The organism is Polynucleobacter sp. AP-Feld-500C-C5 (assembly GCF_018882265.1).
Taxonomy (GTDB): Bacteria; Pseudomonadota; Gammaproteobacteria; order Burkholderiales; family Burkholderiaceae; genus Polynucleobacter.
This window is the reverse complement of sequence record NZ_JACVOW010000022.1, coordinates 1-21,911: the sequence shown is the minus strand read 5'-3', so window position 1 is coordinate 21,911 and position 21,911 is coordinate 1. Positions and strand designations below refer to the sequence as shown.

The window sequence follows — 21,911 nt, the reverse complement described above, 5'->3', positions numbered from 1 at the left end:
TAAGCCCAACTATTCGCATGACTCACCGCATACTAGTTGTTGAAGATGAGCCATCGATTGCAGAGTTGATTGCAATCAACTTATCCCATGCTGGCTTTGAGGTAGAGAAGGCGATGCAAACTGATATCGCCCAAGGTCTCATGAAGGAGCGACTGCCAAGCCTTATCATCTTAGACTGGATGCTCCCTGGAAAATCCGGTGTGCAGTTTGCAAAAGAACTGAGAGCAAATGAGCGCACCAGAGGTTTACCAATTTTGATGCTCACTGCTAAAAGCGAAGAGGCCGATAAGGTCTTAGGATTAGATTCGGGTGCAGATGATTATGTGACCAAGCCTTTTTCTCCTAAAGAGCTGATTGCCAGGGTTAGAGCCCTTTTACGCAGACAAACTCCAATTGAAGATACTGGCCCGCTGACCGTGGGTCCTTTGAGGCTCGACCCAAGTTCCCACCGGGTTTTAGCTATTTGGCCCAATACTGATCCAAGACCGATTTCTTTAGGACCTACTGAATACAGACTCCTTCAGTTCTTTATGAGCAATCCTGAAAGAGTCCATTCACGTACCAATTTACTTGATAACGTATGGGGCAATGAGGTCTACATTGAAGAACGTACGGTTGATGTTCATATTAAGCGTTTGAGGGCTGCACTAGCCCCGGTCGATTGCGATCGTTATATTGAAACGGTCAGGGGTAGCGGTTACCGGATTACCAAGACTCCTACAGAGTCTTAAATCCATCAATTTTTGTCCTTTTCGCTCATTTCCGTGGTGTTTCTGGAGATGATCTAAGATGGCAGCATGATTTCCGCCTTAACCCGCTTTTTTTTCATTGTTGGTCTTGCAATCATTGCCGCCTTCATCACCCTATTTAATCTAGGTGTTGAGTGGGCTATTGTTGTTGGGATTGCGCTCTTGGCGGTACCGCTCATCTATACCTATATCAACTTAGCGCGACTAGGTAAATATGTACAAGATGACTCTATTGAGTCCATGCCTTTGCCAAGCGGACTTTGGGTAGAGGTGCTTTATAAGTTGCAGCGTTTAGTGAAGAACTTAAAGCTAAGAATGCGCAATATTGAACAGCAACACGAGAATTTTATCGAGGCTTTTCAGGCTTCACCTAACGGCATTGTGATGCTAGATGAAAATGATCAGATTGAATGGTGCAACTCCATCGCTGAAAGTTTCTTTGGTTTGAACTTTAGGCGCGATGCGATGCAAAGGATTAATTTTCTGATCCGTCGCCCTGAGTTTATTCAATATTTAATGAGACGAGATTTTGAGGAACCTTTGCTATTAGAGCGAATGGGGCCTCAGAGTAGTCTGAGCTTAATATTGCAACCATTTCCGTTTGGTAATCAACGACACTTGCTACTGGTACAAAACGTCACCGATCTGCAAAAAGCAGATGCGATGCGTCGCGATTTCGTAGCCAATGTTTCGCATGAGATGAGAACCCCGATTACTGTTTTAATGGGGTTTCTTGAAACAGTCCAAACATTGGATCTTGAGAAGAGTCAACGTGATCAGTATTTCGACATGATGATGTCTCAAGCGCAGCGTATGAAAAGCCTCGTTGAAGATCTATTAACACTTGCTAATCTAGAATCTAATTCGCTGCCTGCCACTACAAATAAGGTGAATGTCGAAACAATCATGGCATTACTTAGGAATGATGCGGAAGCTTTGTCTCAAGGAAAACATAGTTTTAGTTTTGAGGTGCTTGCTAAGGAAAATATCTTGGGAGATGAGCGCGAGATACTGTCTGCATTTAGCAATTTAGTATCCAATGCTATTCGGTACACACCAGATGCTGGGGAAATTCAGGTGAGATGGGATGTGAACGCACAAGGTCAGGGTGAATTTTCTGTAACAGATACAGGCCCTGGAATAGCGTCAGAACACTTATCAAGATTAACAGAACGTTTTTATCGGGTAGACCGGAGCAGATCTCGTGATACTGGAGGGACTGGCTTAGGCTTGGCCATCGTTAAGCATATTGCCAACAGGCATCAAGCTCTATTAAACATTGAAAGTACTTCAGGAAAAGGGAGTACTTTTACCTTGCAGTTTCCAAAAAACCGCTTAACTGCTTAAGCCTTTTAGAAAATCAATCCTTCTTTTTCTTTTTCTTTTTCTTGGATTCTTTTGGCAATTTATCGGCTTTGCCGCTGGCGTATAAACACCAAACCTTGATTTCTTCAAATAACTCGACAAGGTCCTCATGTGGGAGACTTTTTAAGTCAACTAGCCCAATTGCGCCAGTTTCTTGCAGTTGTTTAACTGCATCTTCATATCGATAATCACTCATGGCTTCAACTTGTCATTGTTAGGGATAGGCAATCCTACCAAACTAATATGACAAATTCCCCTTTTTGACTGTTTTAATGGGTTTTTAGTCCGGATCGTCAGAAACTTCTGACTCTCTTTTAACTCCGGTTAGCCCTGCCATCAGTCGCTCTAGAGGGCCGCCGATGATCAGGGTTAGCAAAATTGCTCCCAAGGATAATCCCCCCAAAACAAATTGCCCAGCCCCAAAAGACGCGCCAATCAGAGCGCATGCCCAAAGACTGGCTGCCGTAGTCAGGCCATGAACCTTTTGGGAGCGTTGCTCACGAATGATGACTCCAGCACCTAAAAATCCTAGACCAGTGATCAGTCCTTGGAGTACGCGACTGACAGCCTGTGCATCATCTTGGACAAAGTCACTAATCAGCATGACCGCTGTTGCCGAGCCAATGGCAACTAAAGAGTGAGTCCGAATGCCAGCAGATTTGTGATGAAGCCAACGGTTAAGGCCAAGAATAGCGCCAACTATCAAGGCTAGAGCTAGTCTTAATGCGATAGTGCTGTAAAGGCTCCAATCCATGATTCGAATTCCTTAATGAATGATTAACAAATCAGTGTATCCCAGTCACTTCAATCTGTCATAAAAACGCCTCTCCCTTGTCATTTCATTATTGAATAATCTGAATGAGGTTGTTACTGCATTTCCACACAATGGAAATGCCGAGATTAATCTTTCATCACAAGGATGCAATATGAAAAAATTGATTTTACGTTTATGGAACGCTTGGAATGAAGCAAGAGTAGGGTATGCAAATCGATATGCGAATCACCGAATTGGTAGCTAGTCATCAGCATGTCATGTATCAACGCTATATTCAATTGTCGGATATTTTCTGACCAAGATAAAGTGGTAGCACTCTCCCTTAGACCCAGTTTCGACTGGGTTTTTTCTTTGATTGATATTAATAAAACTGAAATAAAGACGCACTAGGATGGTGTCATCTTCTCTTTAGAAAGTGAAATCGACATGAACACAAATCTTACTCAATATTTGTCTGATGTATTTCGCAACGAAGTCCAAGAAAAACCTCCACTAGACTCCGGTGAAGTTAAGCCTAAAATTGCCTACTTAAATGATCGAAAAACAAATCAATTTCTAATAGACGGAAAGTATGCATTGCGTCTCGATGAAATTATTTGAACTCAAAATTTATCTATTCATTTCTGATGACTCGCCCCTATAACATTCTCTTTCTGTGTACTGGCAACTCTGCTCGCTCTATTCTTGGAGAAGCCCTAGCTATGACCCTTAGTCATGGCCGCTTTATTGGCTATTCGGCTGGTTCTAAGCCAAAAGCCTATGTACATCCTATTGCTTTAAAACTTGCTAGGGAGATGGGTTATCCACTGGAATTACTGAGAAGTAAAACCTGGGACGAGTTTGGTAAAGAGGATTCACCTCAAATGGATTTCATCATTACCGTTTGTGATTCTGCGGCTGGGGAAGAATGTCCTTATTGGCCCGGTCATCCTACTACTGCCCATTGGGGCTTTATGGATCCTGCTGCTGTAACTGGTAGCGAGCATGATATGTGGGGAGCCTTTAGAAAAGTGGAAATGGGATTGCGTAATCGGATTGAATTATTAATTGATCTTCCAATAGATAAGTTGGATCACTTGCAGATCAAAGATGAACTGCATGCTATTCATCATCAATGCAAATAAGACGGATTAATAACAGATCTTAATATGGCGACCTATAGTGTTTATTACGCCGGCTTATCGCTGACAACCCATCAAAAATTCACCCTTGCCAAAGCGATCACCAAAATTCATGCAGATGTGACTGGTGCAGAGGCCTATTTTGCTCAGGTGATCTTTAAGCAATTAGATCAACATGATTGTTTTATTGGCGGCGTTCTGCTTGATGAACCACATATTTTTCTAAATGGTCAAATCCGCATCGGTAGAAGCGAGCAAATGAAGAAACAATTGTTAGTTGAGCTCGAGATTGCTATACAAAGCACTACTAAATTAGCAGGGCACCAAATTTGGGCCTATATTGACGAAATTGTCCCCGGTCAAATGATTGAATACGGCCAAATCTTGCCTGCGGTAGGTGACGATAGTGTTTGGTTCTCGACTCTGCCGGCAAGTATTCAGAAAAAGCTGATTTACCTCAATTCTTAATCAACCCTCCTTATTTGTATAAGCATTAAGATGTGCAGGTAAGTTCATTGCCTAGGTAGCCCATGTCTTCTGAGAAGAAACCCCTATTTGCCGTTCTGAGGTCAGTAGAGTCCTTTAAAAATCCTCGCCCAAGTATCAAAAAGCGAATGGCCGATGGCAAGGCCTTACGTAAGCAGGTGAGCATTGCCGAGCAAGGGGTATATACAGCGCCAAAAAGCCGCATTGATCCTGTCACGATCTTGGAAGAGCAGGCCAAGCAACGCATTCAATCTTTAATTCCGATTCGCTATGAACGGATGCTGCAGTCTCCCTTCGCTTTTTACCGTGGTGGCGCTGCCATCATGGCGCAAGATTTAGCCAATCAACCCACAACTAATATCATTGTCCAGCTCTGTGGAGATATGCATGTTTCCAACTTTGGTTTATTTGGAACAGCAGAACATCGATTGGTATTTGGTATCAATGATTTTGATGAAACGCTACCTGGCAGCTGGGAGTGGGATATCAAACGTTTAGTTTCTAGTGCTCTGATCGCATCAGAGAGTTTGGGTGGCGATAAGGCCTTGGGTAAAAAGTTGGTTTACCACATTGCATCAGAGTATCAAAAGCGGATTGAGCAATACGCCAAAATGCCTTATTTGGATTTGGCGCAAGAATTTATTGGTGAGAAAGATATTCGCAAGCACTTTAGTAAGGAGCATCAGAAAAAATTAGATGCCTACCTGAAGGAGACCAAGGGGCAGGGTAATATTCAGGTGCTGCAAAGTTTGACAACACTGGTGGGCAAGAATCGACGCATTATCAATAGACCTCCATTAATTGAACATTTTAAGAAAGATGCCTATGGCGTCTCCTTAGAATCCATGATTGATAAAGCCTTGTTGAATTACTCCAGCACATTATTGGTAGATCGACAAATCTTGTTTCAGCGTTACTCACTCAAAGATTTCGCCAGAAAAGTAGTCGGTGTTGGTAGCGTTGGAACCAATTGCATGGTCTTATATTTCGAGGGTGATAGCGAAAACGACCCCTTATTTCTGCAATACAAGGAAGCGCAAAAATCGGTCTTAACACCATATCTTGGCGAATCTATCTATCGCGATATGGGTCACCGTGTTGTAGCTGGCCAGAGATTGCTTCAGGGTGCCCCCGATATCTTCTTAAATTATGGCGCCGTTCAATATGATATCCATAGGAGTCAGGGTTTCTATTTGCGTCAATTGCGCGATATGAAAGGCGGTATCGGAGTTGGTACTGGTGGAGTGACTTTAAAAAACTTTCCTGATTATGCAAAGTTATTCGGTTGGGCCTTAGCCTTAGGTCATGCACGTTCGGGTGATGCTGCCATGATTGCGGGATACTGCGGTCAATCAGCAGTGCTCAATGAAGCGCTATATTCTTTTGCCAAGTCGTATTCAAAGCAAAATATGAAGGACTATGAGCAATTCTGTAAGGCGGTTAAATCTGGAAAATTACAGACGGCAAAGAAAAAAATCGCCCTTTGAGACATATTACCGTTTAGTCATCAGACTGTCATTTTCTGGGTGGATATTGTAGTTTACCCAACTTTTTTTTGCTTGATTCTATGAAAATATCCTATCTCATTAAAGCCGTACTCCCGATTTTGTTTACTTCCTTTGCGGGATTCATTGAGGCGGCTGCGATCTATCCAATTGATCAAGCTAGTATTTTGGCCAGCTCTAAATTCGATATCAAAGTAGAGTTCAATCAAGTAATTGATCCCAGTAATCTCTCCATCACTATCAACGGAGCACCTGTCAATCAACTGATCACTAGCAAATCAGAATTTATCTCTGACGAAAACGGTAAGGGTAGCTCAGTGATCTATCGGGATGTGCAACTGCCTAAGGCCGGAAAATATGAGTTAGTAGCTCGTACACCACAAGAAAAGTTACAAGTGACTTGGGATGTTTATGCAAGCGATCCACGTAAAGTAAAAAATGTCATTTTGTTCGTGGGTGATGGCATGACCATTGCCAACCGAACTGCTGCCCGTGTTTTATCCAAAGGCATCACAGAGGGTAAATATCAAGGTAGGCTGGCATTCGATGACATGCCTAGTACGGCGATGATTGGAACTTCGGGCTCTGATTCTTTGATTACCGATTCTGCCAATTCCATGAGTGCTTACACAACAGGACACAAGACTGCTGTTAATGCCATGGGCGTTTACGTTTCTCGTGCCAGTGATAATTTATCTCACCCTAAGGTAGAGACGATCACTGAGTTGCTCAAGCGCAAGACCAAGATGTCAGTAGGCATTGTGTCTGATGCTGAATTACAAGATGCCACCCCAGGGGCTATGGTAGCCCATACAAGACGTCGCGCTGATAAGCAATACATTGCTGATCAATTATTAGCCAGTGGGGCTGAGGTTATTTTGGGTGGTGGTGCTGCTTACTTTTATCCTCAATCGGCAAAAGCATCTAAGCGTAGGGATGAAAAAAATCTCATTGAAGCATTTAAAACCGATGGCTATCAACTGGCATTTACTAAGCAAGAGTTAATGTCTGCTGCAGATAATAAAAACACGAAAAAATTATTTGGCGTGTTTCATCCAGACAATATGGACGGCTCTTTAGATCGCCTTTTTCTCAAAAAGAATACTGTTGCCCAATACCCGAATCAACCTGATCTCACAGAGATGACTCAGTCGGCGATAGAGGTCTTATCTAGAAATCCAAATGGGTTCTTTTTGATGGTAGAGGCTGCTCTAATTGACAAGTTCAACCACCCATTAGATTGGGAGAGAGCGGCTTTTGACACCATCATGCTGAGCAATGCTGTACAAATTGCTAAAGATTTTGCCAAAAAGAATCCGGACACACTGATTATTGTGACGCCGGATCATACCCATAGTGGTTCGATCAGTGGCGTAGTTCATGACGATATACCGGGCCCACTGCGCGAGAAGGTGGGCACCTATGCATCGGCTGGATTCCCTAATTACCCTAAGGCAGATGTGCAGGGTTATCCCAATCAAATTGATGTGACTAAACGTCTGGCATTCTTCTATGGCAATTACCCAGATCACTATGAAACCATGCATCCCAAGCTAGATGGGACGTTTGTCCCAGCTGTCAAGAATGATTCTGGAAAATTCGTAGCTAATCCGAAATATATTCAACTACAAGAAGATGCCATTCATGTGGGTGGCAATTTACCATCTCATCAGGATGTTGGTGTGCATACTGCAGACGATGCCTTGCTCAATGCAATGGGCCCAGGTTCAGAGAAATTCAAAGGCTTTATGGATAACACAGAGGTATTTAAAGTTATGGTTCAGTCTTTGGGTCTTGGCTCAAAATAAATTCCCTGCTTATGAGGTTTGTTACTCATATTAATTAGCTGTCATTGACTGAAACTGCATTCAGTCAATGACACAATACTGAAACATTCCTGGTTCAGTATTGCGCTGTGAATACTAAGCCTGAACTTCTAAAATCAATCCTTACCTGTCCTCATTGCCAAGCCTCTGAGGTCATCAGCATTGAAGTGGGTAGCTCTTACCACCTCTATCGTTGCCATTCTTGTAGCACGATTCTGAAGCCCAAGTCGGGTGATTGCTGCATTTTGTGTAGTTTTGCTAATCGCGATTGCTCAAGCTCTGAGCAAAACTTGGCTGACTAAACGAGTCCTGCCAAGCCCAGCCCATTAGGCCTGCTGTCATTTTCATCAATGTGTCACGGTTTTTACATAAAATAGACATATTCGATACAGCATTCCATTTTTGGGGAATATTTTGGCAAGTCATCCCGTAGATCCTTTATCTAATCCTGCAGACCTCATTGCTGCAGTGGATTTGGGATCTAATAGTTTCCGGATGCTCATTGCACAGGCAGTCAATACACCCTCAGGCACCCAACTAAGACCTATAGATACCTTGCGTGAGTCGGTGCGTCTTGCTGCCGGCCTTACAGAGAATAAATTACTTGGTAATGATGCGTACCAAAGAGGCTTAACCGCTATTCGCCGCTTTGGCGAGCGTATTAGAGGATTTGATCCTGCCAACGTGCGCGCGGTTGCGACAAATACCCTACGAGTTGCAAAAAATGCACAGCAATTTGTAGATGACGCTCAAATAGCTTTAGGCTTTCCAATCGAAGTGATTGCAGGGGTTGAAGAGGCGCGTTTGATCTATATCGGTGCCGCCCATGAAGTCCAAGCCGTGCAAGGCAATCGTTTGGTGGTTGATATCGGCGGCGGCTCGACGGAGTTTATCATCGGCAAAGGCTATGAACCCAAGCTCTTGGAAAGTCTCTACATAGGCTGCGTTTCTCATAGTATGCGTTTTTTCCCCAAAGGCAATATCGATGCACATGAATTTAAAGAGGCAGAGTTAGCTGCCAGACGGGAAATTCAAGTCATTGCCGGGGCTTACCTCAATTCTGGCTGGAAACAGGCAATTGGGTCTTCAGGTACGGCGAGAGCTCTGGCGGAGCTGATTTCCGCAAATGACCTCAATGGTCACGGGGATGGCCTGAGCATGGGTCGCGCGAATCCCAGCAGCGGTCTGATTACGCGTGAAGGCTTAAAAGCCCTTAAGAAACATTTGCTTAAATATGAGAATGTCAATCAAGTTGAGTTGGTAGGTCTTAAGGATGACAGAAGGTCTGTTTGGCCTGGTGGCTTAGCCATCATGCTGGCGGTATTTGATGAGTTGGGCATCGAAGAGATGGAAGTCACTGATGCGGCTTTAAGAAGCGGCGTCTTATACGATTTACTGGGACGCTCACAACATCATGACATGCGCTACGTAACAGTTGAACAGTTCATGCAGCGTTATGCGGCAGATCGTGAGCAGGCTAATCGGGTTGGCAAACTAGCGGTTGATTTTTTACAGCAGCTACCAAAGCCTGAGGCAGAGAATAGAGCAGATAATGTGGCTTTGTTGCAGTGGGCGGCTAATTTGCATGAAATCGGCCTTTCAATCTCGCATAATGGTTATCACAAGCATTCAGCCTATATCGCAGCGAATGCCGATATGCCTGGTTTTTCGAAGAATGATCAAGCTAGATTAGCGGCCTTATTGATTGGCCATACTGGCAAGCTTGGAAAGCTTGCAAACAACCATAGCTTCTATGATTGGCGCATGTTGTTTTGCTTGCGCTTAGCTCAAGTGCTGTGCCGTGGTCGCAATGACACCAATTTACCGCGTATTAAAGTTTCTGAACACGATGGATCTTATCTAGTCAGTCTTTCTAAAGAGTGGGCCGCTGAACACCCTCTAACAGAATTTAGTCTAATTAAAGAGGCGGCTGAATGGGAGAGAGTGGGCCGCTCTTATCAAGTCAGCCTGAAGTAATCTGCTGCAGAATAAAAAAAGCCGCTTCACGTGGAAGCGGCCAATTCACCTGAAAATATTTTCTTAGAATTACATCCCCAAGAAATGCTTTGCATAACGTGGATTGATATCTGACAAACGCAGCATGGTCAGTAAGTCTGCAGTATTGAAGTCAGGATCCCATGCTGGAGCGCTACAAATCTTGGCACCCAATTTAAGGTAACCCTTAATCAATGGAGGAGCGTCAACTTCTAGACCACCATTGAGCTTATCTAAGGGCAATGGTAAGCGGGGGAAGGCATGAAACTCAGTTGGCGCCATTTGATCGCTGCCAAGTGAGTTATAGAGACTGGCTGCAAAGTGACCACCGTCTGCCATCGGAATGCTTGCGCAACCGAGCATGATTTCGTAGCCATTTTTCAGCATGTACTGGGCTAAACCACTCCACAGAGCCATGATGACAGCACCAGAGCGATAGTCCTGGTGAACACACGATCTGCCAAGCTCGACTAATTTAGGGCGCAAGTGATCTAAACGGGTGAGGTCAAACTCAGAGTCAGAATACAAGCGACCAATTTCCTTAGCCTTGTGTGGTGGCAGAACGCGATAGGTGCCAACCACCTTAAGTGTATCTTGATCGCGAATTAATAGGTGGTCACAATAAGCATCAAACTCATCGACATCTAAACCCTCTGGGTTTTGAGAGAGATTTGCGCCCATTTCTTCTGCGAAGACTTTATAACGTAAACGTTGTGCTTCTTTGACCTCACTTGCACTACTAGCCCATTGAATCTGAAAAGCAGGGCGTTTTGCTTTTGCTGCCTGAGGTACAACGGCAACTGCTTCAGCTGCCGCTAATTCAGCGCGGGCTTTGGTGGCAAATTTTTTCCCAAATAGCTTCTTGGCCAGCTTTTTAGAGAGCTTTTTAATGGGATTTAACTTAGATTGGCTTGGATCCTTTTTCTTCCTAGGAGAAAAGATCTCAAAGGCGCCAATTGGGTTTGGTATATCAGACATAGTTAGCCTTGTGTATGATTTATATGATCGTAGAGCGCATTTATTACGGTTTTAAGACAATCGGAATACAGACGGCAGACCACATCAGAACGGCAATAAACAGGGCTAACATGACCGCAGCAGAGCCAAAATCCTTGGCGCGCTTAGAGAGGTCGTGATGTTCAAAGGAGATGCGATCTATGGCCGCTTCAACGCTGGAATTGAGCAACTCAACGACCAATACCATGAGCAAAGAGGCAACTAGTAAAGCCTTTTCCAAATAACTAATTGGCAAAAGGAAGGCGACTGGCGTTAATAAAACGAATAGCGTCAATTCTTGTCTAAAAGCACTTTCTTCTTGAAAGGCATAAACCAAGCCACACCAAGAATTCTTAGCTGCATGCCATGCTCTAGCAAGTCCACGATTCCCTTTGTGGGGGTTTTGATCTATGTGATAGGGGGAGGTCAAAACAAGCCCTTATTAAGCAATGGCAGTAACATGCACATCAGTCGTTGGTACCGGCTTGAGATGTTTTGCAAACTCTTCAGAAGCGGCTCTCCATGAAAATTTCTCAGCGTGCGCACGGGCAACTTCACGAGGAATTTTTAATGCTTCGATACAAGCCACACGTAAATCTTCATTCATGGCGCCCGCTTTGGAGCTCCCAAGAACATCAATGGGGCCGGTAACGGGATAAGCCGCCACAGGAGTACCGCAAGCCATTGCTTCTAGTAAAACAAGTCCAAACGTATCAGTCTTACTAGGAAACACGAATACATCAGCTGCTGCATAGACTTTGGCAAGCTCATGCTGTTGCAGAACACCAAGATAGTTCACTTCAGGATATTTTTCTTTAATGCCCGCCATCGCTGGACCATCGCCAACTACCCATTTAGACCCAGGTAAATCGATCTCTAAAAATGCATTGATGTTCTTTTCAATCGCCACTCGGCCAACATACAAAAATATAGGGTGTGCAGTATTAAGAGTCTTGGATTCTTGCATTTTGAAAATATCCAAATCAACACCGCGTGACCACAGAACCACATTATTAAGGCCGTATTTCTCAAGGTCATCTTTCACAACAATCGTTGGTGCCATCACTGCCATTGAAGGGCCATGGAACCAGCGAATAAAGGTATAAGTGATTGCCAGTGGAATACCAGTACGTGCTTTTACATACTCTGGGAAACGGGTGTGATAGGCAGTAGAGAAGGGTAGATTGTTCTTAACAGCATATGAGCGGGCAGATAAACCTAAAGGACCTTCTGTAGCAATATGCATGGCATCGGGTGCAAACTCTTTGATACGACGGGCTACTTCTTTGCCTGGAAATAAGGAGAGCGCGATATCTGGATAAGTCGGGCAAGGGATGGATTTAAATCCATTAGGTGTAATCATTTCAACCTCATGACCCATGGCAGTCAATTCAGCGCGGGTTTGCTTGAGGGTGCGAACAACGCCATTTACCTGTGGATCCCATGCGTCAGTGATGATCATAATTTTCATAGCACAGCCTCTTTCAGAAGTGATTCAACAGCAGGTTGGAAGGCAATTTCAGGAGTTTCAACAGGTTCACCTTTGATATAGGGCCAGTGAACAATTTTTAGCTCACCCGTATGGGTTTCAACTAAGGCGGTTAAACTTTCGACCCAGTCGCCATCGTTGCAGTAGAGCAAACCATCAATCTCACGGATTTCTGCTTTATGGATGTGGCCACAGACAACTCCGTCGCATCCGCGCAGACGGGCTTCTCTAGCCATAATATGTTCGAAGTCAGCGATGTAACTCACTGCATTCTTAACTTGATGCTTTAAGTATTGAGAGAGTGACCAATACTGCAAGCCCATTTTGACTCGCAGCATATTGAAGTAACGATTAATATAGAGAATGAAGGAGTAGAGCGTATCGCCAACATAGGCAAGCCATTTGGCGTACTGCATCACTCCATCAAAAAGATCGCCATGGGTAACCCAGAGCTTCTTGCCATCTAAGGTAGTGTGAATTACTTCCTCAACAACCTTCACATCGCCGAAAGAGAGTCCAAAAAATTGACGGGCGCTTTCATCATGGTTGCCGGGTACGTAAATCACTTCAGCTCCCTTACGAGCCTTACGTAATAGTTTTTGTACGACGTCGTTATGAGCCTGTGGCCAATAGAATGACTTCTTTAAACGCCAGCCATCAATGATGTCACCAACGAGATAAAACTTATCGGCTTCGTTATGCTTTAAAAAATCGAGGAGGTAGTTTGCCTGACACCCTGATGTTCCTAGGTGTACGTCTGAAATCCAGATGGCTCTGTAATGCATCATGAAACCGTATTAAGCCAAGCCACTATGTAAGCATCATGACATTTTTAAGTCAGTTTGATGACGCAAGGTATTTGCTTTATATTGAAGCCGAATATGAGTATTCCTCCAGCATTCATTGAGAAAGAAACCCCTTTTATTACCCGTTTTGGTCTATGGATGGCCATTTGGGCTCATGTTCTTTCTGGGGTAGCAACCCTCTTCATGGTGTTTCCATTCGCTAATCTGAAAACCAGACACTTTCATATTCAGCAGTGGTCAATAAAGCTGCTGAAGATTTTTGGCATTCAATTGCGGATGATGAACCCAGGTATTCTGCCGAGCAATTCCTATTTACTGGCGTCCAATCATATTTCCTGGCTAGATATTCATGCTATCAACGCCTTCAAACCCATTCGGTTTGTGGCTAAGTCTGAAGTTGAAAAGTGGCCCATATTTGGATGGATGGCAAAACAGTTAGGTACGGTTTTTATCAAACGGGATAGCTCAAGACATGCTCATCTGGTAGTGGGGGAGATGAGTGCCGTACTGAAATCTGAGTCAGTCTGTATTTTTCCCGAGGGCACATCCACCATCGGTGAAGCCGTGCGTCCTTTTAAGCCAAACTTATTCGAGGCAGCTGTGATGGCAGATTTGCCGGTCTACACCCTAGCAATTCGCTATTTATCCAAGGCAACTGGTCAACGCTCAGATGTGCCTGCTTTTGTAGGGGATATGGGGCTTTTGGAATCAATGAGCAAGATTCTCAAAAACCGGAATTTGATTGCGGAGCTCACCTTTTTTCCACCCCCTGCGGCAACGCCTCAGCAGCCAAGTGATCGAAAATGGCTGGCTCTGCATAGCCATGAGCAAATTGCCAAGTACCTAAGCTCGTCAAATACCTTGTAGTCTGTAACAATAATGTCATAAGTTAGGGCGTAAACTTCACATTATTCAGTGGAAATAAGATGACTTCAAAGCATACAGAGATGGCAGAGTGGTATCAACGTGCTCAAGAAGAGATTCTTGATAGCATGGATGAAGAGCTCGAAATGGAGCTTGATGACGATCGTCTCTCGCCTGATGGTGAAGCTGGTTCCCAAGTCCCTCGCAATGTTTACTTTAAAGAGCTCTTCAGATTGCAGGGAGAACTTGTAAAGCTCCAAGATTGGGTCGTAGCGAATAATGTAAAAGTAGCTGTGCTATTTGAAGGTCGCGACTCAGCCGGTAAGGGTGGGGCTATCAAGCGGATTACCCAGCGCCTGAATCCGCGCGTTTGTAAGGTGGTGGCTTTGCCTGCGCCAAATGAACGTGAAAAGACGCAGTGGTATTTCCAAAGATATATTTCTCACTTGCCAGCTGGCGGTGAAATAGTGTTGTTCGATCGCAGTTGGTATAACCGCGCTGGCGTTGAAAAAGTGATGGGCTTTTGTACCGACGCAGAGTATGAAGAGTTCTTGAGAACTGTTCCCGATTTAGAGCGCATGATGATTCGCTCTGGAGTGATTTTGATTAAATACTGGTTCTCAATCTCTGATGATGAGCAGTACAACCGATTCATGATGCGTATTCACGATCCATTGAAGCAATGGAAACTCAGCCCAATGGACTTAGAGGCTCGTCGCTTATGGGAGCAATACACCAAAGCAAAGGAAACGATGCTGGAACGCACGCATATTCCGGAAGCCCCTTGGTGGGTAGTAGCGGCCAATGATAAGAAAAAAGCCCGCTTAAATTGCATTACGCATTTGCTAAACCAGATCCCTTATAAAGAGATCGATCACCCTGTGATTACGCTACCGGCCCGCGTTCACAACCCTGATTACCTCCGTGGACCGGTGCCACCAGAGATGTACGTCCCTCAAGTCTATTAATCCTCGCGGTATAGTGATAATCTCTTGCAAACAGAGGTTATTGTGAAAAAACTCCACCCGTCGATTACCAATAGAGAATTTAAGTTGCTTATCAAGCCCAAAGGCTTAGATCGTCGCAGCAAAATCACCGCCCTTAGCGAACAGCTGATCAAGTTTTGCAAGAAAAACAAGGTTGATTTTTTTCATCTTGATAATGCCAATACTGGTTTGCGTAACATTTATTTTTATGACACACCGGGCGAAGATTTTCGCCTGAACAATATTATTTTACGTGTCAGAGAATCACGCCAAAATATTTGGGTGGATGATTACGCGGAGGTCACGCTGAAATGTCGTGCGCATGAGATGGATCATGCCTCAAACTTTGACCCGACACCACAGAAAAAGATCAAATCACGGATTCGCTTCAAAGAAGAAATTCTCCGTGGGGATGGACTGGGTACACAACGTCAAATATATTCAAATAATGCTATCTTAGATGCTGTTCCGATTGATGATCTTTTTGATAGAACGCTCAGCAGCGCTAATAAATTCTTTCCTGGCCTTGCTAAACTCGCCATTGATAAAAAATCACCGCTACGTATTGTGGGCGGATCAACCAATAAAATATTAGAGGCCTGCTTGCCATTGGGTAATTTCGTCTTTGGTGATGGCGTTCAGGCACATTGTGATATTGCTATTTGGATGAAAAGTGCGGGAGACCCTATTGTTGGAGAGCTGGCTTTTTCATATCGAGTCAACGATGAAAACCGAGCACAAGCTAAAGCCCATAAGCGAGCAGATAAATTCTTCAAACAACTTCAAATTGATCTTGCCGATTGGCTAGAAATAGGGAGCACTAAAACTGCCTTGATCTATGGAAAGCCTGAATGAGCCTTGAAGACCCTGGTGGGAAGATAGGCAAAGTCACTCTGAGTGATTTATTTATACAGTTTTTGATTATTGGTGCAGTGAGTTTTGGTGGTGGAATCATTGCTTACGAGCGGATTCTTCTCATCGGAAAACGAAAATGGCTCAGCGCTGATGAATTCATGGGTTACTTGGCGATTAGTCAAACCATGCCTGGTTTAAATTCAGTGAACTTAGCAGTGCTCGCTGGCGATCATTTGCGGGGAATATGGGGTGCAGTGATTGCTGCATTAGGATTAATTCTTCCGGGATCTCTTTTTGTCTTAATCATTGGCATTGCTTATACCAATAACAATAATCATCCACTCGCAAATCTGCTTTTAACTGGGATTGCCGCTGGCGCATGCGGTTTATTGGCTGCGATTACATACCGTATTGGCGATGAGCACTGGAAGCATTTGAAATCCGTCATCATCATTGCTTGTACCTTCGGACTTATGAGCATTGCAAAACTTTCTTTGCCTTTGGTTCTGTTAATCATGGCGCCGATTTCTATCTATCTATATAGGCCAAAACTACAGTCATGAGTTTGCTAGTTCAACTCGTACTCACCTTTAGTCTTTTATCGATCCTGGCTGTTGGGGGAGGTACTGCTGTCTTGCCAGAGATGCAAACTCTTTTGGCTCATCAATTTGATATTACTCATGCACAATTTGTTCATATCTATAGTATTGGTCAGGTAGCGCCTGGCCCCAATATGTTGATGGTGCTTATTATTGGTTTCAAAGTTGCAGGAATAGTGGGTTCGGGTATTGTGCTGCTGGCCTTTTTTCTACCTTCTAGTATTTTGTGTTTTTATGCAGGTCGCCTATGGAGTCATTTTGCTCATAATCCCTGGCGACGCACTATCCAGAGTGCTTTAGAGCCTATCTCTATTGGATTGATGGCATCTGGCGTGTATGCTGTTGCTAAGGCATCAATCGTCAGTCCAGTGACTCTGATCTTGGCGTTGTTTACGCTTTACTTGATTCTGAGAACCAAGATCAATCCCGTTTTTGTGATCTTAGGATCAGGCATGCTGGGTTTTATTTATCTGCGATTTTTTTTAAGTTAGTTCAAAACGCTGCTCTGACTCCAAGCATTAAGCTTCTTCCTGGTTGAGGCGCGTAGAGTCTTACTGCCATAGGTGATGTTGCATAGCGAATTTCCTCATTGAGAAGATTCTTTAGTGCCATATATCCAGTCCAATTGACTTTACCAATTCGCTCCGTGTAGGAGAGATTGGCATTTAAGAGCTTATAACTCGGGGTAGGACCAATTTCCCAGCTTGCTAGCCTGTTCTGTTGATAGCTGTAAATATAGGTAGTACTGGTAAGCCAACCATCACGTTGATAAGCGAGTTCACTACCGAGTCTAGGTGCTGGCTGCAAAGGTAAATTGCCACCAGCATTGAAGCTTCCTTGCGATACATCACCAAATAGCCGTCCACCAATACCTGTTTGATTCCAGTTATAGGTCAATTCTCCTTCGGCACCGCGGATATTGGCATTTGCTTGCGAAGTTTGTACCACTGAGAAGTTGTCATTCGTACTGCTATAAGAGCCAGTATAAAAACCATAGATGTAATTACTAAATTGATTGCGATAGACGCTCACCTTGCTCCGCATGAGCCCTAAGGTTTTCTGAAAACTCAATTCAAGATTATGTGACGTTTCTGTACCTAAATTGGAATTACCGATGTCAAAAGTAGCAGTGGAATCATGCGGACCATAGGAGTAAAGCTCTTGTGGTGTTGGTGCCCTCTGTGAAACGGTATAGGCCAATCCCACACCATAACCGCGAGCTACATCAAGCATGCCACCAGCAGAGTAAGACATCAGATTGAACTGTCGGTTTTGAATGGTTGGTGGTCCATAGGTATTTGGAGTAAATCCTTGTGAACTCGTACTCGGAAATTGTGTGGCTGAATTGGGATTTTGGGCAGCATAGTTATAGCGCGCTCCTAGACTGCTCTTAAGGGGTCCGTAACGACCTTCCTCAACCCAAAATAGTGCGGTGGAGTTCGATTTTGTCTGCGGCACGATGGCATAGTTATTGGTATTTAAATCCATCGCATTCAGAGTAGCTCCGATTACTTGTGCGCCAATCACTCCTTTCGACCCTAGCAGTTCTTTGTGGGTAAGCTCTAAACGCGCTTCCGATGCAGTGTTATTCCACTGCGTTGATGCCACACCATTGTTAGTAAATTCAGTATGTTGATAATTGGTGTTAGCTGCACTAATCTTGATCGATGAAAAACCGTCAAAGGGATCATTGGCTTGATGGGCAAAGTCATAACGATTTTGTGACTGCTGAATAAATCCACCCTCAGCAGTGGGTATGCCGTAGTTATGATTCATACGTTCTAAGGAGACACCGGTATAACCGTCTGACCTTAAATAGGATGCACCTAATCCCAAACTATTTTGATTGCTAAATGAGAATGGAAGCTTTCCACTATAGGGTACGTTCACGGTTTGCCCAGGATTGATTGACCAATTGGCATTGGGACCCCCTTGTTCAGCAAACCCCGGAATACGGTAATTATTTGAATTGCTAATCGTCGAATCAAAATGTAATGCTAATGGACCAGCAGGTGCATCTAATTCAATATTTGCGATTTTACCTTGGTTGACTGTTTCATAGCTGGTATTCATGGCTCCAGACAGGGCATCTGGCATTGAGGTGACGATGCGATCATTCACCACATTCACTAGACCACCACTAGAACCCGATCCATATAGAAGGGCAGATGCACCCCGCAAGATTTCAATTTGATGCGTGTTTTGCATCGGATTAGCTACTGCGTGATCAGTGGAGATGCTAGATACATCTCCAACGGATAAACCATTTTGCAAAATCTGCACTCGAGCACCTTCAAGTCCTCGTATTACCGGTCTAGATGCACCCGAACCATAACCCGTTGCTGAAACACCTAGCTCATTTGCCAGAGTTGCTCCAAGCGTGCCACTCAGTTTGTTTTGTAAATCATCACCTGAAAGCACCTTGTTAGGCGATAAAAACCCTTGACCATCATCACGCACGCCGCTGACATTGAGTTGCAATGATGGTTCGGCATTGCCTTGCGGCCATGCCGAAAAGCTAGCAATCGAAGTAGCTAGTAATAATGCATATCGAAATGTGGAGTAATGCCTGTAATTCATATTTCATCCAAGATCACCAAAAAGTGGTGATGATTAAAACGGGAGGTATCCAACCTTATTAGTTGGTACGGGTTTTAAAGGATGTCAGCAGGGGGAGCGCGCGATTGGTAAGCCGATTGGGCAGCTTGCGCAAAGTGAAATTCTAGGGGGGTTGCTAGAGCAGAACTAGTAGCTTGAGATACTAGCGCTCCGATGAATACTTCTGGTATGAAACCAGCTAAAGTTAAGGCATCAAGAAGATGGCAAATATCTGAGCTGTGAACCGATGTGGGAGCAAATTCATCTGCGGATGATGGGCTAATACTTTGTTGCTGAATACTTGCGTGGCTAATACTGTGAGCAAAGCCAATCCAATGGGTTCCCATCATGCAAGCCATAAGCAAAGCCATAAGCAAAGCCACTGCAATAGCAGCGTGAACTTGCTTAGTTAATTTGCTGTAAAAATAGGCAACCATACTCCGAATCTTACAGGATTTGCCTGTAATAGCTCTGCCGGTGTAGAATAATGGTTCCGTCGGAGTGTAGCGCAGCCTGGTAGCGCACCTGCTTTGGGAGCAGGGGGTCCAAGGTTCGAATCCTTGTACTCCGACCACTTTCCTGATTGTTCTAGATACAGACCCAGCATATTCTGCCCATAGCTCAGCTGGATAGAGCAACGCCCTTCTAAGGCGTAGGTCGCACGTTCGAATCGTGCTGGGCAGACCAAAGGCCTGACTGGCCGATGAGATCTAGTGAAAAACCTGATATTCACTGCCCTAAAGGAGTGCAAGCAACTAGGCAAACTTTCATATGGACCTGATAATGTTACTTCCAATAGTAAAACAATGAAGAATCAATATGACATCTCAATCTAACAATGAACCAAAAAACCAGTCTCGCCGTGATTTATTAACGTCAGGAGCTGTAGCATTAGGGGCTACTTTGTTACCTGCTGGTGTACAAAATGCAGAGGCTCAATCTAATTCTAATAAGCCTTCTCCAATTGCACCGAATACTCCACCTGCTGGCTACAACATTCTTTTTGTTCTGGTTGACCAAGAGCATTTTTTTCCCAAGTGGCCGATGCCTGTTCCTGCTCGTGAAGCGATTAAAAAGAAAGCCATTACTTTTACGAATCACCAAGCTGCATCGATGCAATGCTCTTCAGCTCGTTCAGTGATTTACACAGGTCAGCATATTCAGCATTCAGGCATTTTTGATAACCTCAATTTTTTATGGCAGCCTGATTTATCGCTAAAGGTTAAAACAATTGGACATCGCCTTCAAGAGCTGGGCTATCACTCTGCCTACCAAGGTAAATGGCACTTATCGGCCAATATGGATACAGTCAAGTATGCCTATGACGCTCCGATGGATAAGTATCGAAAGATTATTAAATCCTATGGCTTTGATGACTTCCTAGGCGTTGGTGATATCGTCGATCAACAGCAAGGTGGCTATACCTTTGACAAACTCACACTCTCATCAGCGATTGGTTGGTTGCGTAATGAAGGGCAAGAGCTCAGAGCTAAGAAGCAGCCTTGGTATTTGGCGGTCAATATCGTTAACCCTCATGATGTGACCTACGTGAACTCGGATTCGCCCGGTAAACCTGTGCAAGGCGCTAAGCATGCGATGACCATCTTACCTCCGCCTACAACTGAGCTATATCAAGCGACATGGGATAACTACCCACTGCCAGAAAGTCGTAAGCAAGCTCTAGATGCTCCCGGCAGACCAAAGGCGCACAAGCTGTATCAAGAGATTTGGGACTTGCTAATGGGCTCATGGCCTAATGAAGATCGACGCTGGAGGTTGTTGCTTGACTACTATTTTAACTGCATGCGCGATAGTGATGAGAATGTTGCAGCAGTCATGCAAGGCTTAAAAGATAGTGGCATGGAAGACAATACTATTGTGATCTTTACGGCTGACCATGGTGAGTTGGGGGGCACCCACCAAATGAGAGGTAAAGGTACTACTGCTTATAAAGAGCAGAATCATATTCCACTCATGATCATTCATCCTGCTTATCCTGGCGGCAAAGAGTGCCAAGCGATTACTTCACAAATTGACCTAGCCACTACTATATTAGCGATGACTGGCAAGGATCCCAAGACTGTTGCAAAAGCAGCGGAAGGACTCAAGGGCAAAGATCTCACGCCATTATTTAAAGAGCCTGAAAAGGCTAAGGTCGACTCAGCAAGACCAGCTTCCTTGTTCAACTTCAATATGTTGATGTTTACCAGCTGGTTTTGGGCTGAGAAGACCTATTCTTGGTTGATGTCTGGTAAATATGACTACAAAGAGTCGGCTAAGATTTTGAATGCACATCAACCCAACTTTGTTAACCGGGTTGGTATTCGTAGTGTGTTTGATGGAAGATACCGTTTCTCACGATATTTCTCACCGCTGCAGTTCAACACCCCAACCACGATGGAAGAAATGTTAGCGAAGAACGATTTAGAGCTTTTTGATCTTCAAAACGATCCGAATGAAATGAATAACATGGCTATGGATCCTAAGAAGAATGGCGATTTGATCATGGCCATGAATAAAGTTATGAACGAACGCATTGCTCAAGAAGTTGGAATTGATGATGGTAGCTTTTTACCAATCCGAAATGGTAGATGGCATGTGGCAAAACAAGGCCAGAGGTAGTTTTTGGGTTTGAGTGAATGAGGGCTTTGGGTCGCCAGTTGCCTCTGATCTTAGAATATGTTTTGTCGGTTAACCCGACAAATTAGACATCTGACCATCAGACCACCTGTGAATGCCATTCAAGATCCACGGCATTCCACCCAACACTGAACTGACCTGATTTTTAGTACCACTCCAAAAGAGAGGATTTTTGATAATCTTCACCTTAAAGGAGTGCTAAATATGGCAAAAGGCCAACGTCTTAAACCCGAGCAAATCGTCACCTTATTGCGTC

The 21,911-nt window shown here is 44.2% G+C and carries 23 protein-coding genes and 2 tRNA genes; 17 read left to right on the top strand and 8 right to left on the bottom strand.

The annotated features are described in order from the left end of the window. Positions 1-17: 17 nt before the first annotated feature. Both phoB and phoR read left to right on the top strand, forming a co-directional pair. Positions 18-731, top strand: a complete 714-nt coding sequence (phoB, locus tag ICN21_RS06500; RefSeq protein WP_215320476.1) for a phosphate regulon transcriptional regulator PhoB — start codon at positions 18-20, stop codon at positions 729-731. Positions 732-797: 66 nt separating this feature from the next. Further along, positions 798-2,096 (top strand): phosphate regulon sensor histidine kinase PhoR, encoded by a 1,299-nt coding sequence (gene phoR, locus ICN21_RS06495; protein WP_216177708.1) that lies wholly within the window; start codon positions 798-800, stop codon positions 2,094-2,096. Positions 2,097-2,109: 13 nt separating this feature from the next. On the opposite strand, the gene ICN21_RS06490 is transcribed toward phoR, so the two are convergent. Together ICN21_RS06490 and ICN21_RS06485 are read right to left on the bottom strand one after the other, a co-directional pair. Then, complete coding sequence (locus tag ICN21_RS06490; RefSeq protein ID WP_215297043.1) at positions 2,110-2,310, bottom strand: hypothetical protein; 201 nt, start codon at positions 2,308-2,310, stop codon at positions 2,110-2,112. 84 nt (positions 2,311-2,394) lie between these two features. Continuing rightward, positions 2,395-2,868: an MgtC/SapB family protein gene (locus ICN21_RS06485; RefSeq protein WP_216860792.1), complete on the bottom strand. Its 474-nt coding sequence runs from the start codon at positions 2,866-2,868 to the stop codon at positions 2,395-2,397. A gap of 447 nt (positions 2,869-3,315) precedes the next feature. On the opposite strand from ICN21_RS06485, the gene ICN21_RS06480 reads away from it, so the two are divergent. The 7 genes from ICN21_RS06480 (at position 3,316) to ppx (ending at position 9,804) form a co-directional block, all read left to right on the top strand. Further along, a complete protein-coding gene (locus ICN21_RS06480; RefSeq protein WP_216123597.1) occupies positions 3,316-3,489 on the top strand; it encodes a hypothetical protein in 174 nt (57 codons plus the stop codon). A 26-nt stretch (positions 3,490-3,515) separates the two neighbouring features. After that, complete coding sequence (locus ICN21_RS06475) at positions 3,516-4,013, top strand: arsenate reductase ArsC (protein WP_216177706.1); 498 nt, start codon at positions 3,516-3,518, stop codon at positions 4,011-4,013. A 24-nt stretch (positions 4,014-4,037) separates the two neighbouring features. Further along, positions 4,038-4,478: a tautomerase family protein gene (locus ICN21_RS06470; protein WP_215320481.1), complete on the top strand. Its 441-nt coding sequence runs from the start codon at positions 4,038-4,040 to the stop codon at positions 4,476-4,478. A gap of 62 nt (positions 4,479-4,540) precedes the next feature. Beyond that, positions 4,541-5,983: a DUF2252 domain-containing protein gene (locus tag ICN21_RS06465; RefSeq protein ID WP_216177704.1), complete on the top strand. Its 1,443-nt coding sequence runs from the start codon at positions 4,541-4,543 to the stop codon at positions 5,981-5,983. An 80-nt stretch (positions 5,984-6,063) separates the two neighbouring features. Further along, positions 6,064-7,809, top strand: a complete 1,746-nt coding sequence (locus ICN21_RS06460) for an alkaline phosphatase (RefSeq protein ID WP_216177702.1) — start codon at positions 6,064-6,066, stop codon at positions 7,807-7,809. 107 nt (positions 7,810-7,916) lie between these two features. Beyond that, entirely contained in the window at positions 7,917-8,129 is a 213-nt protein-coding gene (locus ICN21_RS11160; RefSeq protein ID WP_370624068.1) for a GDCCVxC domain-containing (seleno)protein, read from the top strand. A gap of 112 nt (positions 8,130-8,241) precedes the next feature. After that, on the top strand, positions 8,242-9,804 hold the full coding sequence (ppx, locus tag ICN21_RS06455; RefSeq protein WP_216177700.1) for an exopolyphosphatase: 1,563 nt from the start codon (positions 8,242-8,244) through the stop codon (positions 9,802-9,804). A 69-nt stretch (positions 9,805-9,873) separates the two neighbouring features. Here ppx and ICN21_RS06450 read toward each other — a convergent pair whose 3' ends face one another. From ICN21_RS06450 to ICN21_RS06435, 4 genes are read right to left on the bottom strand one after another with little or no spacing between them, the layout of a single operon-like run. Next, a complete protein-coding gene (locus ICN21_RS06450; RefSeq protein WP_255534242.1) occupies positions 9,874-10,800 on the bottom strand; it encodes a GNAT family N-acetyltransferase in 927 nt (308 codons plus the stop codon). A gap of 43 nt (positions 10,801-10,843) precedes the next feature. Beyond that, positions 10,844-11,248 (bottom strand): diacylglycerol kinase, encoded by a 405-nt coding sequence (locus ICN21_RS06445; protein ID WP_215297053.1) that lies wholly within the window; start codon positions 11,246-11,248, stop codon positions 10,844-10,846. Between the two features lie 12 nt (positions 11,249-11,260). After that, on the bottom strand, positions 11,261-12,289 hold the full coding sequence (locus tag ICN21_RS06440; RefSeq protein WP_216177698.1) for a glycosyltransferase family 1 protein: 1,029 nt from the start codon (positions 12,287-12,289) through the stop codon (positions 11,261-11,263). Further along, positions 12,286-13,095, bottom strand: coding sequence for a UDP-2,3-diacylglucosamine diphosphatase (locus tag ICN21_RS06435; RefSeq protein ID WP_370624067.1), 810 nt, complete (start codon positions 13,093-13,095; stop codon positions 12,286-12,288). Before ICN21_RS06435 ends, ICN21_RS06440 begins: the two co-directional genes overlap by 4 nt. 93 nt (positions 13,096-13,188) lie before the next feature. Here ICN21_RS06435 and ICN21_RS06430 point away from each other — a divergent pair, with 93 nt between their 5' ends. Genes ICN21_RS06430 through ICN21_RS06410 form a run of 5 tightly spaced genes read left to right on the top strand, consistent with a single transcriptional unit; the run spans position 13,189 to position 16,908 of the window. Then, on the top strand, positions 13,189-13,980 hold the full coding sequence (locus ICN21_RS06430) for a 1-acyl-sn-glycerol-3-phosphate acyltransferase (protein ID WP_216177697.1): 792 nt from the start codon (positions 13,189-13,191) through the stop codon (positions 13,978-13,980). A gap of 59 nt (positions 13,981-14,039) precedes the next feature. Beyond that, positions 14,040-14,945, top strand: a complete 906-nt coding sequence (gene ppk2, locus ICN21_RS06425; RefSeq protein WP_215297058.1) for a polyphosphate kinase 2 — start codon at positions 14,040-14,042, stop codon at positions 14,943-14,945. Between the two features lie 42 nt (positions 14,946-14,987). Further along, entirely contained in the window at positions 14,988-15,818 is an 831-nt protein-coding gene (locus ICN21_RS06420) for a hypothetical protein (protein ID WP_216177695.1), read from the top strand. Further along, entirely contained in the window at positions 15,815-16,381 is a 567-nt protein-coding gene (locus ICN21_RS06415) for a chromate transporter (protein WP_216177693.1), read from the top strand. The genes ICN21_RS06420 and ICN21_RS06415 overlap by 4 nt, the downstream gene beginning before the upstream one ends. Next, on the top strand, positions 16,378-16,908 hold the full coding sequence (locus ICN21_RS06410) for a chromate transporter (RefSeq protein ID WP_216177691.1): 531 nt from the start codon (positions 16,378-16,380) through the stop codon (positions 16,906-16,908). The genes ICN21_RS06415 and ICN21_RS06410 overlap by 4 nt, the downstream gene beginning before the upstream one ends. Before the next feature lies 1 nt (position 16,909). Here ICN21_RS06410 and ICN21_RS06405 read toward each other — a convergent pair whose 3' ends face one another. Then, positions 16,910-18,997 carry a TonB-dependent receptor gene (locus ICN21_RS06405; RefSeq protein ID WP_216177689.1) on the bottom strand — a complete coding sequence of 696 codons (2,088 nt, stop codon included), beginning with the start codon at positions 18,995-18,997 and terminating at the stop codon, positions 16,910-16,912. A 74-nt stretch (positions 18,998-19,071) separates the two neighbouring features. Further along, a complete protein-coding gene (locus ICN21_RS06400; protein ID WP_216177687.1) occupies positions 19,072-19,452 on the bottom strand; it encodes a hypothetical protein in 381 nt (126 codons plus the stop codon). A 60-nt stretch (positions 19,453-19,512) separates the two neighbouring features. On the opposite strand from ICN21_RS06400, the gene ICN21_RS06395 reads away from it, so the two are divergent. The 3 genes from ICN21_RS06395 to ICN21_RS06385 all read left to right on the top strand — a co-directional run bounded on the left by ICN21_RS06395 (position 19,513) and on the right by ICN21_RS06385 (position 21,637). Then, positions 19,513-19,589 (top strand) — tRNA-Pro (locus ICN21_RS06395). Between the two features lie 36 nt (positions 19,590-19,625). Beyond that, positions 19,626-19,702: transfer RNA gene (locus tag ICN21_RS06390), tRNA-Arg, on the top strand. 132 nt (positions 19,703-19,834) lie between these two features. Beyond that, positions 19,835-21,637 (top strand): sulfatase-like hydrolase/transferase, encoded by a 1,803-nt coding sequence (locus ICN21_RS06385; RefSeq protein ID WP_216177685.1) that lies wholly within the window; start codon positions 19,835-19,837, stop codon positions 21,635-21,637. Positions 21,638-21,911 lie beyond the last annotated feature (274 nt).